This is a genomic window from Microbacterium sp. zg-YB36, from assembly GCF_024623575.2.
GTDB lineage: Bacteria > Actinomycetota > Actinomycetes > Actinomycetales > Microbacteriaceae > Microbacterium.
Map to the genome: position 1 here is coordinate 248,678 of NZ_JANJFD020000003.1, position 15,666 is coordinate 264,343.

The 15,666-nt window shown below is 69.9% G+C and carries 15 protein-coding genes; 9 read left to right on the forward strand and 6 right to left on the reverse strand.

The genetic code is table 11. The annotated features are described in order from the left end of the window. Positions 1–17: 17 nt before the first annotated feature. Positions 18–1,631, reverse strand: a complete 1,614-nt coding sequence (locus NQ151_RS10465; protein WP_257507380.1) for an ABC transporter substrate-binding protein — start codon at positions 1,629–1,631, stop codon at positions 18–20. A 3-nt stretch (positions 1,632–1,634) separates the two neighbouring features. After that, on the reverse strand, positions 1,635–2,837 hold the full coding sequence (locus NQ151_RS10470; RefSeq protein WP_257528038.1) for a dipeptidase: 1,203 nt from the start codon (positions 2,835–2,837) through the stop codon (positions 1,635–1,637). Between the two features lie 111 nt (positions 2,838–2,948). On the opposite strand from NQ151_RS10470, the gene NQ151_RS10475 reads away from it, so the two are divergent. Beyond that, a complete protein-coding gene (locus tag NQ151_RS10475) occupies positions 2,949–4,271 on the forward strand; it encodes an MATE family efflux transporter (RefSeq protein ID WP_257528039.1) in 1,323 nt (440 codons plus the stop codon). Here NQ151_RS10475 and NQ151_RS10480 read toward each other — a convergent pair whose 3' ends face one another. Further along, positions 4,272–4,934: a TrmH family RNA methyltransferase gene (locus NQ151_RS10480; RefSeq protein WP_257507377.1), complete on the reverse strand. Its 663-nt coding sequence runs from the start codon at positions 4,932–4,934 to the stop codon at positions 4,272–4,274. Between the two features lie 147 nt (positions 4,935–5,081). Here NQ151_RS10480 and NQ151_RS10485 point away from each other — a divergent pair, with 147 nt between their 5' ends. Both NQ151_RS10485 and NQ151_RS10490 read left to right on the forward strand, forming a co-directional pair. Beyond that, positions 5,082–6,377: an Nramp family divalent metal transporter gene (locus NQ151_RS10485; protein WP_257528040.1), complete on the forward strand. Its 1,296-nt coding sequence runs from the start codon at positions 5,082–5,084 to the stop codon at positions 6,375–6,377. 23 nt (positions 6,378–6,400) lie between these two features. Continuing rightward, positions 6,401–7,045 carry a metal-dependent transcriptional regulator gene (locus NQ151_RS10490; protein ID WP_257528041.1) on the forward strand — a complete coding sequence of 215 codons (645 nt, stop codon included), beginning with the start codon at positions 6,401–6,403 and terminating at the stop codon, positions 7,043–7,045. A 27-nt stretch (positions 7,046–7,072) separates the two neighbouring features. Here NQ151_RS10490 and NQ151_RS10495 read toward each other — a convergent pair whose 3' ends face one another. Then, positions 7,073–8,050 carry an SDR family NAD(P)-dependent oxidoreductase gene (locus tag NQ151_RS10495; protein ID WP_257507374.1) on the reverse strand — a complete coding sequence of 326 codons (978 nt, stop codon included), beginning with the start codon at positions 8,048–8,050 and terminating at the stop codon, positions 7,073–7,075. A 42-nt stretch (positions 8,051–8,092) separates the two neighbouring features. On the opposite strand from NQ151_RS10495, the gene NQ151_RS10500 reads away from it, so the two are divergent. The 3 genes from NQ151_RS10500 (at position 8,093) to NQ151_RS10510 (ending at position 9,765) form a co-directional block, all read left to right on the forward strand. Continuing rightward, positions 8,093–8,902: an HAD-IIA family hydrolase gene (locus tag NQ151_RS10500; RefSeq protein ID WP_257528042.1), complete on the forward strand. Its 810-nt coding sequence runs from the start codon at positions 8,093–8,095 to the stop codon at positions 8,900–8,902. Next, positions 8,902–9,474 carry a YdeI/OmpD-associated family protein gene (locus tag NQ151_RS10505; protein WP_257507372.1) on the forward strand — a complete coding sequence of 191 codons (573 nt, stop codon included), beginning with the start codon at positions 8,902–8,904 and terminating at the stop codon, positions 9,472–9,474. Before NQ151_RS10500 ends, NQ151_RS10505 begins: the two co-directional genes overlap by 1 nt. 108 nt (positions 9,475–9,582) lie before the next feature. After that, positions 9,583–9,765 (forward strand): hypothetical protein, encoded by a 183-nt coding sequence (locus NQ151_RS10510; RefSeq protein ID WP_257507371.1) that lies wholly within the window; start codon positions 9,583–9,585, stop codon positions 9,763–9,765. A gap of 18 nt (positions 9,766–9,783) precedes the next feature. Here the strand turns inward: NQ151_RS10510 and pyrE are convergent, their stop codons facing one another. Next, positions 9,784–10,362, reverse strand: a complete 579-nt coding sequence (pyrE, locus tag NQ151_RS10515; protein WP_257528043.1) for an orotate phosphoribosyltransferase — start codon at positions 10,360–10,362, stop codon at positions 9,784–9,786. 173 nt (positions 10,363–10,535) lie between these two features. Between pyrE and NQ151_RS10520 the strand changes: the two genes are divergently transcribed. Together NQ151_RS10520 and pntB are read left to right on the forward strand one after the other, a co-directional pair. After that, positions 10,536–12,080 (forward strand): Re/Si-specific NAD(P)(+) transhydrogenase subunit alpha, encoded by a 1,545-nt coding sequence (locus NQ151_RS10520; protein WP_257528044.1) that lies wholly within the window; start codon positions 10,536–10,538, stop codon positions 12,078–12,080. Next, on the forward strand, positions 12,077–13,477 hold the full coding sequence (pntB, locus tag NQ151_RS10525) for a Re/Si-specific NAD(P)(+) transhydrogenase subunit beta (RefSeq protein ID WP_257528045.1): 1,401 nt from the start codon (positions 12,077–12,079) through the stop codon (positions 13,475–13,477). Before NQ151_RS10520 ends, pntB begins: the two co-directional genes overlap by 4 nt. Before the next feature lie 135 nt (positions 13,478–13,612). Here the strand turns inward: pntB and NQ151_RS10530 are convergent, their stop codons facing one another. Beyond that, positions 13,613–14,458, reverse strand: coding sequence for an NAD-dependent epimerase/dehydratase family protein (locus NQ151_RS10530; protein ID WP_257507367.1), 846 nt, complete (start codon positions 14,456–14,458; stop codon positions 13,613–13,615). A 117-nt stretch (positions 14,459–14,575) separates the two neighbouring features. Between NQ151_RS10530 and NQ151_RS10535 the strand changes: the two genes are divergently transcribed. Beyond that, positions 14,576–15,421, forward strand: coding sequence for an exodeoxyribonuclease III (locus NQ151_RS10535; RefSeq protein ID WP_257528046.1), 846 nt, complete (start codon positions 14,576–14,578; stop codon positions 15,419–15,421). The last annotated feature ends 245 nt before the right edge of the window (positions 15,422–15,666 follow it).

Sequence of the window (15,666 nt, forward strand, 5' to 3'; positions counted from 1 at the left end):
GTGTCGTGGTCGTTCTTTTACAGCGCGCGGACCTGGGCGAGCGAGTAGCCCGTCACCATGCCCAGCAGGTCGCTGGGCGAGGGGTCGAAGCCCTCGAACCGGTCGCCGCGGTAGGCGAAGCGGAACGTCTCGACGTACAGGGGCGTCAGCAGCGCCTGGTCGTGGACGTACTCGTCGATCGCCTGGATCTTCTCCGCGAACTCGTCCTGGTCGATCGTCACGGCCGCGTCGTTGATGAGCGCGTCCAGCTCGGCATCCTGCACCAGGTTGTAGTTGATGCCGCCCGGGTTGGACGACAGGTAGGTGCTGCGCAGCTGGTCCATGGGGTTGTCGAAGACGCCCCACTGCGACAGGTCGATGTCGTACTCGCCGTTCTTGGTGCGCGAGAGGAACGTGTTGCGCTCGATGCACGCGAGCGACAGGTTGATGCCTGCCGCAGCGGCATCCTCCCGCACGACCTCCGCCACCCGGGAGAGGTTGGCGTTGGACTGGTCGCAGAGGATCTCGAACGACAGCTCGTCGAACATGCCGTCACCGTCGGCGTCGGCGTAGCCGGCCTCCTCGAGCAGTTCGCGCGCGGCATCCGGGTCGAACGCGTACGGCTCCACGTCGGGGTTGTCGAAGCCGGGGAAGATCGGGCCGATGGGGCCGGCCATCTGCTCGCCGTCGCCCTGCAGGATCGTGGCGATGATCGATTCGGTGTCGACCACCATCGACAGCGCCTGCCGCACCGGCTGCTCCGCGAGCACCGGGTGCTGCATGTTGTAGGTCAGGTGCGCGAAGCCGAGCGCGCCGACCTCGGCCATCTCGATGTTGGGGTCGGACTCCAGCGAGGCCACCGCCGAGGCGGGGACGGAGTTGCCCATCAGGTCGATGTCACCGTTGCGCAGCGCGAGGAGCATCGTGTTGACGTCGGGGTACACGACGTATTCGACGGTCTCCACCTGCGCGCCGCCCTCGGGGGCGTAGGGGTAGTTCTCATTGGCCTTCATCGTGTACCGCTGGCCGCGCGTCATGGAGTCCAGCACGTACGCGCCGGCACCGACCCAGTTGGAGTCGTTCGCGAAGCCGGCGAGGTCGTCGACCTCACCGAACAGGTGCGCCGGGACGACCCGCATCCAAAAGCCCACGCCTTCCGCGAACGGCGCGTAGGGCTCGGTGAGCCGGAAGATCACGGTGTGGTCGTCGGGCGTCTCGATGGACTGCACCCAGGTGAGCTTGGCTGCGACGTTTCCGAGCTGGTTGTCGATGATCGCCTGCGCGGTGAAGCGCACGTCCTCGGAGGTGACCGGCTCGCCGTCGGTCCACTCGTAGTCGTCGCGCAGCGTGAAGATCACCGTGGCGCCGTCATCCTCGAGCTCGTAGCCCTCGGCGAGTTCGGGAACCTTCTGGCCGCTCGAGTCGATGCGCATCAGCTGCGGGTACATCGCGTTGAGGATCCAGCTGTCGGTCTTGGACAGCGACCCCAGCGGGTTGAAGTTGGCGACGTCGGTGGTGGTGCCGATGCGCAGCGTCGCTCCGCCTTCGGCTCCGGCCGGTTCCGGCTCGTCGGCGTTCAGGGCGCAGCCGCTGAATATCAGGGCGGCTGCGGCGATCGCCGCGACCGCGGCGAATCCTCTTCTTGTCTTCATTTGTTACCAGACCTCTCTCAACACACGAAGAACGTTGGTTCCGATGACTTTGCGGATGTCCTCGTCGCTGTACCCGTTCTTGACGAGCCAGCCGACGATGTTGGTGAAGTTCTCCGCGGGGTTCTCCATGCCGGCCACGTAGGGCACCCGGGGGTGCTCGACGTGCCCGTGCGCCTGCTGGATCGTCAGATGGCCGGAGAAGGAATCGTGGAGACCGACGTGGTCTCCGAAGTTGGTGTCAGGCCCGAATGCGACGTGGTCGATGCCGACCAGGTCGACGCAGTACCGGAAGTGGTCCATGACGGATTCGAGCGAGTGCTCGGGGTGTTCCGCCGACAGTGTGGTGTGGGGAGCGGCTTCGATGCCGATCACGCCGCCGCGTTCGGCGCAGGCGACGATGACGTCGTCGGGCTTCATGCGGTTGGTGGGCCACACGGCGCGGGCTCCGGCGTGGGTGATGAAGATCGGCACCGACGATGCTTCGACGACTTCCCGGCTGGTGCGGTCCGAGGAGTGCGAGATGTCGATGGCCAGGCCCAGCTTGTTCATGCGCTCGACCGCGCGGCGACCGAAGTTGGTCAGCCCGCCGTCGGTGGGCTCGGCAAGACCCGACCCCAGCTGGTTCGCCATGGAGTACGCGATGCCGATCTGGCGGATCCCGAGACCGTAGAGGATGTCGAGGCGGTCGAGTTCGTTCTCGATGGCCGTCGCCGCCTCGAGTCCGGCCACGAGGGCGATGCGGCCGGTGGCCTTGGCCTTCTCGAGGTCGGCGACCGTGCGGGCCAGCACGACGTGGTCCTGCTGGGCGACGTCGGCGAAGCGCAGTCCGATGTCGAAGATGACGTCGTTCCACTTCCAGCCGCTCTCGCTGGTGACGCAGTTGGTGCCGTTCATGAAGTTGTCGAAGTATGCCGACATCCCCGACCGTGCGAGCCCGGCGAACCCCATGGCGTTGCGACCGGTGTGGTTGTACTCGCGCAACTCGTACGGATCGGCCGTCAGGATCTTCGGGTGCTCGTGCAGCGAGATCGCGTGCTCGTCGTGGAGGATCCGGGTCACGCGCGCGGTCTGCTCTTCGTCGAGACCGAGGTCGTACGAGGGCACCCGGTCGAACTCGGTCGCCAGTGCGAAGACGCGGTAGTCGGCGTGCGGCTCCAGGTAGTCGAACGACGTGTAGCCGGTGTAGCGCGGGCTGGGCTCTTGCATGTCACTCCAGTGGTAGGACCTCTAACCTCTCCGACTATAGGGGTGGCGGTTCGGGTGCATCAGCCACCGGCGCGATCTGTAACACGGAATTAACGCCAATAGGCTCGACGGGTGACCACGCGAGACACTCTCAACCGCGACATCCTGCGGCTGGCGGTGCCTGCGCTGGGCGCGCTGGTGGCCGAGCCGATGTTCCTCATCGTGGATGCCGCCCTCGTCGGGCATCTCGGGATCGTGCCACTGGCGGGCCTGGGCATCGCCAGTGCGGTGCTGCAGACGATCGTCGGGCTCATGGTGTTCCTCGCGTATGCCACCACCCCGGCCGTGGCCCGCCGGTTCGGCGCAGGGCAGTTCGCCTCGGCGGTGCGGGCCGGCGTCGATGGCCTGTGGCTGGCTCTGGGGCTGGGCGCGGCACTGGCGGTGGCCGGATCGCTGGCGACACCGGGCATCGTCGCCCTGTTCGGCGCATCGGCGGAGGTGGCCGAGCAGGCGCAGATCTACCTCGGCATCTCGATGTGGGGCCTGCCTGCGATGCTCATCGTCTTCGCCGCGACCGGGCTGCTGCGCGGCATGCAGGACACCGTCACGCCGCTGTGGATCGCCGGTCTCGGCTTCGGTGCAAACGCCCTGCTGAACTGGCTGTTCATCTACGGGTTCGGCTGGGGCATCGCCGGCTCCGCCTTCGGCACCGTGATGGCGCAGTGGGGGATGGTCGCGGCGTACGCCGTGGTGGTCAGGCGCCTGGCCCGGCGCCACGCGGCATCCGTCCTCCCCCAGCGCGACGGGATGCGCGGCTCGGCCCGCTCCGGCGGGTGGCTGTTCCTTCGTACGGTGTCGCTGCGGGCGGCACTGCTGGCCACCGTCGCGGTGGCGACGGGGCTCGGCACCGACGAACTGGCCGGCTGGCAGATCGCGTTCACGATCTTCTCCACCGCCGCGTTCGCGCTGGACGCCCTCGCGATCGCCGCGCAGGCGCTGATCGGCAAGGGACTGGGCGCCGGGGACGAGCGGGGCGTGCGGCGAGTGCTGGGGCGCACCGTCGCGTGGGGCGTCTGGTTCGGTGTGATCGTGGGCGCGGTGGTCGCCGCGGCATCCCCGGTCTTGGGTCTGGTCTTCACCGGCGACCCCGCGGTGGCCGCCCTCGTCCAGCCCGCGCTGCTCGTGCTCGCCGTGGCGCAGCCGATCTGCGGGGTGGTCTTCGTGCTCGATGGGGTGCTGATGGGAGCGGGCGACGCGCGCTATCTCGCGATCGCCGGCGGACTCAACCTGGTGCCCTTCGTGCCGGCGCTGCTCATCGTGGCGGCGCTGCAACCGCCGGGTGCGGCCGGGCTGGCGTGGCTGGCGGCGACGTTCTTCGGCGTCTACATGCTGGCGCGGCTGGCGACCCTCGGCTGGCGGGTGCGGCGGCCGGAGTGGATCACCGCAGGCGGCTGATCACGCCCAGCGGCGGCACCACTCGTACATCACGACGGCGGCCGCGGCGCTGGCGTTGATCGAGCGGGTCGAGCCGTACTGGGCGATCTCCACCGCGCTGTCGGCTGCGGCCAGCGCCTCGGGCGACAGGCCGGGGCCCTCCTGGCCGAACAGCAGGACGCAGCGTTCGGGGAGCTCGGCCCGGTCCACCGGGATCGAACCCGGGACGTTGTCGACCGCGACGATCGGCAGGCCCGCCTCGGCGGCCCACGCCGCGAAGGCGGCCACATCCTCGTGGTGGCGCACGTGCTGGTAGCGGTCGGTGACCATCGCGCCGCGACGGTTCCAGCGGCGCTTGCCGATGATGTGCACTTCGGCGGCACCGAACGCGTTGGCGCTGCGCACGATCGAGCCGATGTTCATGTCGTGCTGCCAGTTCTCGATCGCGACGTGGAACGGATGCCGCTTGGCGTCGAGATCGGCCACGATCGCCGCCATCGTCCAGTAGCGGTAGGCGTCGATCACGTTGCGGCGGTCGCCGTGCGCGAGCAGCTCCGGGTCGTAACGGGGATCGTCGGGCCAGGCATCCGGGCCACCCGGCCACGGCCCGACGCCGTGCGGCAGGGTCGGCTCGGCGGAATCGGCCGCGTCGGCCTCGGGGGCGGGTGCGGCGGAGTCGGTCACCGAACCAGGCTAACGAGCGAAACCGCGTCGGAATTCAGTCTGTGGAGCTGTGGCACCCTGGATATCGGCCCCTCGCGGCCCCACAGCCTGAATTCCGACGCCCCACCCCGCATTTCGGCTGGCCGAAGTATCTGCTAACTTTTCGGCATGCCGAAAGCTGCGTCGCTGGAGCGCCCCGACCCTCCGACGCGGCGTGCGCTGGGTTCCTCAAAGCTCGCGTGGCTGCTGGGACCGGCGATCGTGGCCGGGGTGGCGTACCTGGACCCGGGCAACGTCGCCAGCAACATGACCGCCGGCGCCCGCTACGGCTACCTGCTGGTGTGGGTCGTCGTGATCGGCAACGTCATGGCGTGGCTCATCCAGTACCTCTCCGCCAAGCTCGGCATCGTCACCGGGCAGAGCCTGCCCGAAGTTCTCGGCGACCGGCTCCGCAACCCGTGGGGGCGCCGCGCCTACTGGCTGCAGGCGGAGCTGGTCGCCATGGCCACCGACATCGCCGAGGTCATCGGCGGCGCGGTCGCGCTCAACCTGCTGTTCGGCGTCCCGCTGCTGTGGGGCGGCGTCATCACCGGCGTCGTGTCGATCGGGCTGCTGCTGCTGCAGTCACGGCGCGGTCCGCGCGCGTTCGAGTTCGTCATCGCGGGGCTCGTCCTCATCATCGCGATCGGGTTCGTCTTCGGCGTTTTCGTCGCACCTCCCGACCCCGCCGGGATCGCCGGCGGCCTGGTCCCCCGCTTCGAAGGTGCCGACTCGGTGCTGCTGGCCGCCTCCATCCTCGGCGCGACGATCATGCCCCACGCGATCTACGCTCACTCCGCGCTGACCCGCGACCGGTTCGCGCCGGCCATCGGGATGGATGCCGGCACCCTCGATGTGCGCCGCGGCATCACCTCCGCCCGACTGCTGCGGGCCACAAAGTGGGACGTCACGATCGCGATGGCCGTCGCCGGCACGGTGAACCTGTGCATCCTGCTGCTGGCCGCCGCGGCGCTGTCCGGGGTGCCCGGCACCGACAGCCTCGAGGGCGCCCATGCGGCGCTGCACGACGGCATCGGCCCGGTCGTGGCGACGCTGTTCGCCGTCGGCCTGCTCGCCAGTGGCCTGGCCAGCACCGCCGTCGGCGCGTATGCCGGCGCGGAGATCATGCACGGGCTGCTGCGCGTGCGCGTGCCGCTGATCCTGCGCCGCCTGGTGACGCTGATCCCGGCGCTGGTGATCCTGGCGATCGGGTTCGACCCCACCGTCGCGCTGATCCTCAGCCAGGTCGTGCTGTCGTTCGGCATCCCCTTCGCCCTCGTGCCACTGGTCGCTCTCACCGCCCGGCACGATGTGCTGGGCGATCACCGCAACCGGGTGTGGACGACGATCGCGGGAGTCGCGGCATCCGTATTCCTGATCGCCCTCAACGCGCTGCTGCTGTGGCTGGTACTCACCGGCGCGTGACCACCCGCGAGTAGCCTGGATCGGTGCCCGCTTCGCCCACCGCCGTCGACGACTATCTGAAGACGATCTACCACCACACCGAGTGGCAGACCGATCCGATGAGCCCGTCGCGCCTGGCGGCGGAACTGCGACTGGCGCCGTCGAGCGTCACCGAGATGGTGCAGAAGCTCGCGGCGCAGGGCCTGGTGGCACACCGGCCGTATGGGCCGATCACGCTCACCGCAGCCGGCGAGCGCCGCGCGGCGGAGGTGATCCGGCGGCACCGGCTGGTGGAGACGTGGCTCGTGCGCGAGTTCGGCTACGCATGGGACGAGGTGCACGACGAGGCCGAGGTGCTCGAGCACACCATCAGCGACCGGCTGCTGGCCGGCATCGACGCCCGGCTGGGACACCCGCGTTTCGACCCGCACGGCGACGCGATCCCGGATGCCGACGGCATCGTGCACCGGGAACCCTTCGTGCTGCTGGCGCGTGCGGCGGCCGGCCACAGCGGGCGGGTGCTGCGGGTGAGCGACCGCGAAGCCGCACTGCTGCGGGCGTGTGAGGATGCCGGGATCGACGTGGGACACACCCTCACCGTCACCGGCGGGGGCCTCGTCTCCATCGACGGCGCACCGGCCGTGGCGCTGCCCGACGGCGCCGCCGAGGCGATCTGGATCACCGCCTGACGGGTGCCGCTCGGGTGCGCGGTCGGGTCAGCCGCGGATGCGGCGGCGGGTGCGCGCCGCCGTCTCGAACGGCCACGACACGCGCGTCGCCGTCTCGCAGAACTCCCACAGGCGCGCCGCGCGGTCGGAGTCCGTCGTGATCTTCGACGGCGTCGCCTGACGCGGGACGCCGCGGGAGAGCTGACCCGGGCCCCAGAACGAGCCGCTCTCGGCATCCGGATCCACCATCGCGCGCACCAGCGGCCAGGCGCCGTGCTCCTTGGACTGCGCGAACGCGGCCTGCAGGTTGTCGGCGAAGCGGGTGCCGCGGCTGGGTTCATTGACCCCCAGGATGCCGCGGGTACGACCACTGGTGGAGTAACCGGGGTGGGCGACGAGGCTCCCCACCGGCACGCCCGCCTCCCGCAGCCGCCGGTCGGCTTCGTAGCCGATCGCCGCGGTCATGACCTTCGACTGCACGTAGGCGCGCCACGCCGAGTAGCCGGTCTTCAGCTCCGGGTCCTCCGGGTCGTACTGCCACATCGAGGTGGCCATGCTCCCCACCCACACCATGCGTCCGCCGGCGGCGGCGAGCGAGGGCAGCAGCTCGCCGGCGAGGACGAAGTGCCCGAGCACGTTGCTGGCCAGCACCATCTCGTGCCGGTCGGCGGTGAGCTCGCGTGCCTTGGGCGGGTGCACGATGCCCGCGTTCAGCAGCAGGCCGTCCAGGCCCCGGCGGCCGCGGGCGGTGGCCGCGGCGGCGCGCACCGAGCCGAGGTTGCTGGTGTCCAGCAGCAGCGTCTCCACGGTGCCGGGCGCGGCATCCGGCAGCTGTCGCGTCAGCGCGGCGCGCGCGGCGGCGAGTCGGTTGGGGTTGCGGCCGGTCATCACCACGTGCGCGCCGGCGAGGGTCAGCTGCAGTGCGGAGAAGAACCCCAGGCCCTTGTTGGAGCCGGTGATCAGGTAGCGACGTCCGCCGAGGTCGGGTAGGCACTCAGGGTCCCAGTCGTCTCCGCGTCTCGCCACCCCTCCGACATTAGGGGCACGCGGCGCCGATAGGCTGGCCACATGCGGACCCGCGCCGACATCGAATGCTGGCTGACCGATATGGACGGCGTGCTCGTCCACGAGAACCGCCCGGTCCCGGGCGCGGCCGAACTGCTCGCGCAGTGGCGCGACAGCGGCACGCCGTTCCTCGTGCTGACGAACAATCCGATCTTCACGCCCCGCGACCTGAGCGCCCGGCTGCGCGCGTCGGGGCTGGACGTGCCGGAGGACCGCATCTGGACCTCGGCGCTGGCGACGGCGGAGTTCCTGCGCTCGCAGCTGCCCGGCGGCACCGCGTACGTCATCGGCGAAGCGGGGCTGACGACCGCACTGCACGAGGCCGGCTACATCATTACCGAGACGCAGCCGGACTACGTCGTGGTCGGCGAGACGCGGCAGTACTCGTTCGAGGCGATCACGAAGGCCATCCGCTTCATCAACAACGGGGCGCGGTTCATCGTCACCAACCCCGATGCCACCGGTCCCACCCCCTACGGCGTCGTGCCGGCGACAGGTGCGTTCGCGGCACTGATCACCAAGGCCACCGGTAAGGAGCCGTACGTCGTCGGCAAGCCCAACCCGATGATGTTCCGCTCGGCCCTGAACCGCATCGGCGCGCACTCCGAGGAAACCGGCATGATCGGCGACCGCATGGACACCGACGTCGTCGCCGCGATCGAGGCGGGCCTGCACTCGGTGCTGGTCCTCACCGGCATCAGCGACCGCACCGAGATCGAGCGCTACCCGTTCCGCCCCGACGAGATCCTCAATTCCGTCGCCGATCTGCTGAACCCCGAGCCTGCCGAGACCGAGCTGCCCGAGGTGCTGTGATGGGCGTGCTGGACGAGGCGGAGGCGCTGCGGGCGACGGATGCCGCGGCCTGGCGCGCCTGGCTCGAGGAGCACCATGCCACCTCGACCGGCGTGTGGCTGCTGCGCCCGCGCGCCGGAGTGGCCGCGGAACTGGTCGGCTACGACGCCGCGGTGCGCCAGGCGCTGTGCTTCGGCTGGGTGGACGGCACGGTGCGTCCGTACGACGCCGAGATGCTCGGCCAGTGGTATGCGCCCCGCCGGCCGGGCAGCGGCTGGGCGGCGACCAACAAGGCGCGGGTGATCGAGCTGGAGGCATCCGGCGAGATGACCGACGCAGGCAGGCGCGCGATCGAGGCCGCGAAGGCATCCGGCGCCTGGGAGCTGCTGGACGGCCCCGAGGCCGGCATCGAGCCGGCCGAGCTGACGGCGGCACTGGACGCCGTGCCGGCGGCGCGGGCGAACTGGGACGCATTCCCCCGCTCGGCCCGCAAGATGGGCCTCACCCAGATCGCGATGGCCAAGCGGCCGGAGACCAAGTCGGCACGCATCGCGAAACTGGTCGCGGATGCCGTGGAAGGAAAACGCCCGTGAACGAATTCGAACAGACCCTGCTGCTGGTGTCGGTGGCGCTGATGACGGCGACGACGCTGGTGATCGTGGTGGTGCAGTACATCCGCGGGCGCGGCCAGGACCACTGACATGGCGATCCTGCTGGGAGTGTCGGGGCTCGCGGTCCTGCTGGTGGCACTGGTCCTGTTCGTGCGGACGTCGCGACAGGCATCCGAGTCAGGGGCGACCACCAACCGCAGGGCGGTGCTCGTGCTGACCCTGCTGGGCCTGGTGCTGGCGCTCGCGTCGCAGCTCCCGATCTTCCAGGCGTAGCCCGGGCGAGCGCGGCCGCTACTGCGGCTGCAGACCCAGGTCGTCGAGGTCGATCGCGGCGAGCCACTGCAGGCCAGCGGCCTCCACGGCGTCCTGAGCCCCGGTCTTGCGGTCGACGATCACGGCGACGGCAACGGGCTCGGCGCCTTCGCGGCGCAGCGCTTCGACGGCCTTGAGCGCGGACTGCCCGGTGGTGGAGGTGTCCTCCACCACGACGACCCGCTTGCCGACGACGTCGGCGCCCTCGACCTGCCGGCCGCGGCCGTGGTCCTTCGGCTCCTTGCGCACGACGAACGCATCCAGCGGCGTGCCGGCGTGCACCGACTCGTGCATGATCGCGTTGGCGATCGGGTCGGCACCGAGAGTGAGGCCGCCGACGGCGACGACACCGTCGACGTTGCGCACGAGATCCAGCATGATGCGCCCGATCGCGGGCGCGGCGCGGTGGTCGAGCGTGAGCTTGCGCATGTCGACGTAGTAGGTCGCCTTGGCGCCGCTGGACAGAGTGAAGTCGCCGTGGAACACCGCCTCGTCCCTGATCAGCGCGATGAGGTGCTGGCGGTCGGCTTCGAGAGCGGGCGTGGAGGCGACGGTCATGACCCGAGTCTACGGATGCCGCGTGGCCCTGCCGGGGCGGCAAGAACGGCGGATCTTTCTCACGCCACGCCCTCGGAGGGGCCGCGACCACCGCGCCCTATAGTCAAGATCGACAGTACGAACTCGGCGGTGCGCCCGAACGCACGTCGTCCGCCACGAGCACAGGAGTCCGCATGACGACCATGGGGATCGTTGCGGAGCGTGCGGGGGAAACCCGCGTCGCTGCCACGCCCGCCACCATCGCGAAGCTGATCGCGCTCGGCTACGAGCTGATCGTGGAGGCCGGCGCCGGCGCGGCGTCGTCGTATCCGGATGCCGCGTATCGCGACGCCGGTGCGCGCACCGTCACGCGGGCCGAAGCGTGGGCCGCCGACGTCGTGCTGAAGGTGAACCCGCCGACGCCCGACGAGATCGCGCTGCTGGCAGACGGGGCGACGATCATCGCGCTGCTGTCGCCGGCGCTGCGGCCCGACGTACGGGAATCGCTGCAGACACGCGGCATCACCGCGCTCGCCCTCGACGCCGTGCCGCGCATCTCGCGTGCCCAGTCGATGGATGTGCTCAGCTCGATGGCCAACATCTCCGGCTACCGCGCCGTCATCGAGGCCGCGCACGAGTTCGGCCGGTTCTTCACCGGCCAGGTGACCGCCGCGGGCAAGGTCCCACCCGCCACCGTGCTGGTCGCGGGGGCCGGCGTCGCCGGGCTCGCCGCCATCGGCGCGGCATCCTCGCTCGGCGCGATCGTCCGAGCCACCGACCCACGCCCCGAGGTCGCCGACCAGGTGCGCTCCATCGGCGGCGAGTACCTGCCGGTGGTCGTCGACGAGGTCATGGAATCCAGCGACGGCTACGCGAAGGCCACGAGCGAGGCGTATGACCGCGCCGCCGCCGCGCTGTACTCGGCGCAGGCCCGCGAGGTCGACGTCGTCATCACGACCGCCCTGATCCCCGGGCGCCCCGCACCACGACTGCTCACTGCGGCTGACGTCGCGAGCATGAAGCCGGGCAGCGTCATCGTCGACATGGCCGCCGCCCACGGCGGCAACGTCGAGGGTTCGATCGACGGGCAGCGCGTCGTCACCGACAACGGCGTGACCATCCTGGGCTACTCCGACCTCGCGTCGCGCCTGCCGGCGCAGGCATCCCAGCTGTACGGCACGAACCTGGTGAACCTGGTGAAGCTGCTCACCCCCGGCAAGGACGGCCGGCTCATCATCGACTTCGACGACATCGTGCAGCGTTCCATCACGGTGGTCCAGGGCGGCCGGTCGACGTGGCCACCACCGCCGGTGCAGGTGTCCGCGGCGCCGGTCGCGGCATCCACCCCTTCCGCCGCGTCCGCCCCGGTCGAGCCGAAGCGCACGCTGTCGCCCGCCGGCCGCACCGGCCTGATCGCGCTGGGAATCGCCGCACTGTTCGCGGTGTCGGCGGTCGCCCCGGCCCCGCTGCCGCAGCACCTCACCGTGCTGGTGCTGTCGGTGATCGTCGGTTTCTACGTGATCGGCAAGGTGCACCACGCTCTGCACACCCCGCTGATGAGCGTCACCAACGCGATCTCGGGGATCATCGTCGTCGGCGCCATGCTGCAGGTGACGATCCCCGACCCGCCGGTGCAGATCCTCGCCGCGATCGCGGTGCTGCTGGCATCCATCAACATCTTCGGCGGGTTCGCCGTCACGCGGCGCATGCTCGCCATGTTCTCGAAGGGTGACCGATGACCGCCGCCTCCGTGGCCACCGCCGCCTACATCGTCGCGGCGCTGCTGTTCGTGCTGAGCCTGCGCGGGCTCAGCAGCCACGAAAGCGCGCGCGCCGGTGTCGGCTACGGCATCGCCGGCATGACCATCGCGCTCGGCGCGACCGCATGGGTGTCGGTGCAGAACGCGTGGGGCGACCCGCAGGCCACCTTCGGGCTGGTGCTGCTGGGCATCGCGGTGCTCCTCGGCGCGGCGGTGGGACTGTGGCGGGCACGGGCGGTGGAGATGACCGGGATGCCCGAGCTCATCGCGCTGCTGCACTCGTTCGTGGGTCTGGCCGCCGTGCTCGTGGGCTGGAACGGCGCCCTGCACGACCCCGGGCTGTCGGGGGCGCTGAGCGACATCCACCACGCCGAGGTGTTCATCGGCGTCTTCATCGGTGGCGTGACGTTCACCGGATCGATCGTGGCGTACCTGAAGCTGTCGGCGCGCATGTCGTCCAAGCCGCTGATGCTGCCGGGGAAGAACATCCTCAACGTGGGGGCGCTCGTCGCCTTCCTGGCGCTGACCGTCTGGTACGTCATCACGCCGTCGATCTGGCTGCTCGTGGCGGTCACGGTGCTGGCCCTGGCGCTGGGATGGCACCTGGTGGCATCCATCGGCGGCGGCGACATGCCCGTGGTCGTCTCGATGCTCAACAGCTACTCCGGCTGGGCGGCGGCGGCGGCAGGTTTCCTGCTGAACAACGACCTGCTGATCGTCACCGGTGCGCTGGTGGGGTCGTCGGGTGCGTACCTGTCGTTCATCATGTGCAAGGCGATGAACCGGTCGTTCCTGTCGGTGATCGCCGGCGGCTTCGGGATCGCGGCGCCGACGGCTGGCGACCTGGACCACGGCGAGCATCGCGAGGTGGATGCCGAGACGGTTGCGGACCTGCTGCGTGACGCGTCGTCGGTGGTGATCACGCCCGGGTACGGCATGGCCGTCGCGCAGGCCCAGTATCCGGTGGCCGAGCTCGCCCACCGGCTGCGGGAGCGGGGGGTGGACGTGCGGTTCGGCATCCATCCCGTTGCCGGGCGTCTGCCGGGGCACATGAACGTGCTGCTGGCCGAGGCGAAGGTGCCGTACGACATCGTGCTGGAGATGGACGAGGTGAACGACGACTTCGCGGCGACGTCGGTGGTGCTGGTGATCGGCGCGAACGACACCGTCAATCCCGCCGCCGCGGAGGATCCGACGTCGCCGATCGCGGGGATGCCGGTGCTGCGGGTGTGGGAGGCGGAGAACGTCGTGGTGTTCAAGCGGTCGATGGCCGCCGGCTATGCCGGGGTGCAGAACCCGCTGTTCTATCGCGACAACACGCAGATGCTGTTCGGCGACGCGAAGGAGCGGGTCGAGGACATCCTCCGTTCCCTGTAGCCGCCGGCTTGCTGCCGAGTGAGTATTCGTCGCGTCGAGTGAGTATTCGCGTTGCCGAGTGAGTATTCGGGCTCGCGAGTGAGTATTCGTCGCGTCGAGCGAGTATTCGGCGCGTCGAGCGAGTACTCGCGCCCGTTACGACCCGTCGCGCCAGGAGTGCTGCGGCTCGAAGCCGAGCAACCGGCGGGCCTTGTCGATCGAGAACAGGGTCGCGTGCGGGGCCAGCTCGCCGCGCACGGGCACGCCCGGGAATACTTCCGCCACCAGCTCGGCCGCCGGGCGCGACATGACGGTGTCGGCCGCCGCGATGAGGAAGTGGTCGAAGCCGGCCGGTGCGACCTCGAGTGCGCGCAGGATCGCCTGCGCTCCATCCCGCGCGTCGATATAGGACCACAGGTTCCACTTGCGCCGGGTGGCATCCGCGTCGAAATCAGGGAACGCCGCGTAATCCTCCGGATCCATCACGTTGGAAAAGCGCAACGCGGTGATCGACAGCGACGGATGCCAGCGCACCAGCTCTATCGCCATCTGCTCTTCCAGGTGCTTCACGAGCGAGTAGACCGACTCCGGACGCGCCGGATAGCCCTCGTCGACGGGGATGTACGGCGGCGGCACATCGAACGGCAGCCCCTGCACGGTCTCACTGGAGGCGTAGACGATGCGCTCGACACCGAGTCGCACGGCTGCCCAGAACACGTTGAACGTGGCGGCCATGTTGTTGTGGAACGTGGCGACATCGCTGCGGATGCCGGGGGCCGGAATGGCCGCGAGGTGCACCAGCGCATCGATCCCGTCGTGCTGATCGTTCACGCCGGCGATCGCGTCGATCACCTGGCCGAAGTCGGTGAGGTCGACCTGCACGAATCCAGGACCCCGCGTCCCGACGACGTCGAGACCGATGACGGTGTGGCCGGCATCCCGCAGGACGCGGACGACGGTGCGGCCGAGCTTTCCAGAGGATCCAGTGACGGCGATGCGCATCTCCCCAGAATGCCACGGCGAATACTCACTCGGCAGCACGAATACTCACTCGGCAGCGCGAATACTCACTCGGCAGCACGGGGCGGGCACGTCGGGGGTCGACCGTAGGCTGGTGTCATGCGGCTTGCCACCTGGAACGTGAACTCCATCCGCGCGCGCGTCGTGCGCACCGTCGACTTCGCCGTGCGCGAGGGCATCGACGTGCTGGCGATGCAGGAGATCAAGTGCAAGCCGGAGCAATTCCCCTATGAGGCCTTCGAGGATGCCGGCTATCACGTCGTCGCCCACGGCCTCAACCAGTGGAACGGCGTCGCCATCGCCAGCCGCGAGCCGATCGAAGACGTCGAGACGTCCTTCCCCGGCATGCCCGGCTTCGCCAAGGGCCACGAGGGACCCGACGCCCCGCTCGAGGCGCGCGCCATCGGCGCGACGATCGGCGGCGTGCGGGTGTGGAGCCTCTACGTCCCCAACGGCCGCTCCCTCGACGACCCGCACTACCTCTACAAGCTCGACTGGCTCGGCGCCCTCGCCCAGCACGCCCGCGACTCGCTGACGACCAACCCGGATCTTGCGCTGACCTTCGTCGGCGACTTCAACATCGCCCCGACGGATGCCGACAACGGCGACCCCGCCGTCGTGGAGGGCGTCTCGACGCACGTCTCACCGGCCGAGCGCGAGGCGTTCCGCGCGATCGAGGAGGCCGGCATGATCGATGTCGTCCGCCCACTCGTCCCCACCGGGTTCACCTACTGGGACTACAAGCAGCTGCGCTTCCCCCGCAACCAGGGCATGCGCATCGACTTCATCCTCGGCTCGCACGCGTTCGCCGATCGCGTCACCGGCGCTGCCATCCACCGTGACGAGCGCAAGGGCGACATCCCCAGCGACCACGTCCCGGTGGTGGTCGACCTCGACGTCACCTCCCCCGAGGACGATGACGACCGCCCGATGATCTTCGGCTGACCGACCCGAAGAAGCCCGAAGAACCCCCGACCCTGCCTCACCCCATCGCGACGCCGGTGACGGGCACCCCGTCCGGCGCGTACCGCAGCAGCAGGGCCGGTGCCGCCCACCACGGGCGGTGCCACCAGCCGCAACCGGGCGGGCGGCCTGCCGTTGGCGAACACGCGCTTGCCCACGCCGAGCACGATCGGGTAGACCCACAGCACGAGCTCGTCGTATGCCTCGGCCCGCCAGCAGCGTCTGCA

Bases quoted from the DNA above. Each gene is read 5' to 3' on its own strand.
- NQ151_RS10510 (WP_257507371.1), top strand. From the start codon at position 9,583: ATGGCGATCCTGCTGGGAGTGTCGGGGCTCGCGGTCCTGCTGGTGGCA.
- NQ151_RS10530 (WP_257507367.1), bottom strand. From the start codon at position 14,458: ATGCGCATCGCCGTCACTGGATCCTCTGGAAAGCTCGGCCGCACCGTC.
- NQ151_RS10485 (WP_257528040.1), top strand. From the start codon at position 5,082: ATGCCGAAAGCTGCGTCGCTGGAGCGCCCCGACCCTCCGACGCGGCGT.
- pntB (WP_257528045.1), top strand. From the start codon at position 12,077: ATGACCGCCGCCTCCGTGGCCACCGCCGCCTACATCGTCGCGGCGCTG.
- NQ151_RS10520 (WP_257528044.1), top strand. From the start codon at position 10,536: ATGACGACCATGGGGATCGTTGCGGAGCGTGCGGGGGAAACCCGCGTC.
- NQ151_RS10535 (WP_257528046.1), top strand. From the start codon at position 14,576: ATGCGGCTTGCCACCTGGAACGTGAACTCCATCCGCGCGCGCGTCGTG.
- NQ151_RS10470 (WP_257528038.1), bottom strand. From the start codon at position 2,837: ATGCAAGAGCCCAGCCCGCGCTACACCGGCTACACGTCGTTCGACTAC.
- pyrE (WP_257528043.1), bottom strand. From the start codon at position 10,362: ATGACCGTCGCCTCCACGCCCGCTCTCGAAGCCGACCGCCAGCACCTC.
- NQ151_RS10465 (WP_257507380.1), bottom strand. From the start codon at position 1,631: ATGAAGACAAGAAGAGGATTCGCCGCGGTCGCGGCGATCGCCGCAGCC.
- NQ151_RS10500 (WP_257528042.1), top strand. From the start codon at position 8,093: ATGCGGACCCGCGCCGACATCGAATGCTGGCTGACCGATATGGACGGC.
- NQ151_RS10505 (WP_257507372.1), top strand. From the start codon at position 8,902: ATGGGCGTGCTGGACGAGGCGGAGGCGCTGCGGGCGACGGATGCCGCG.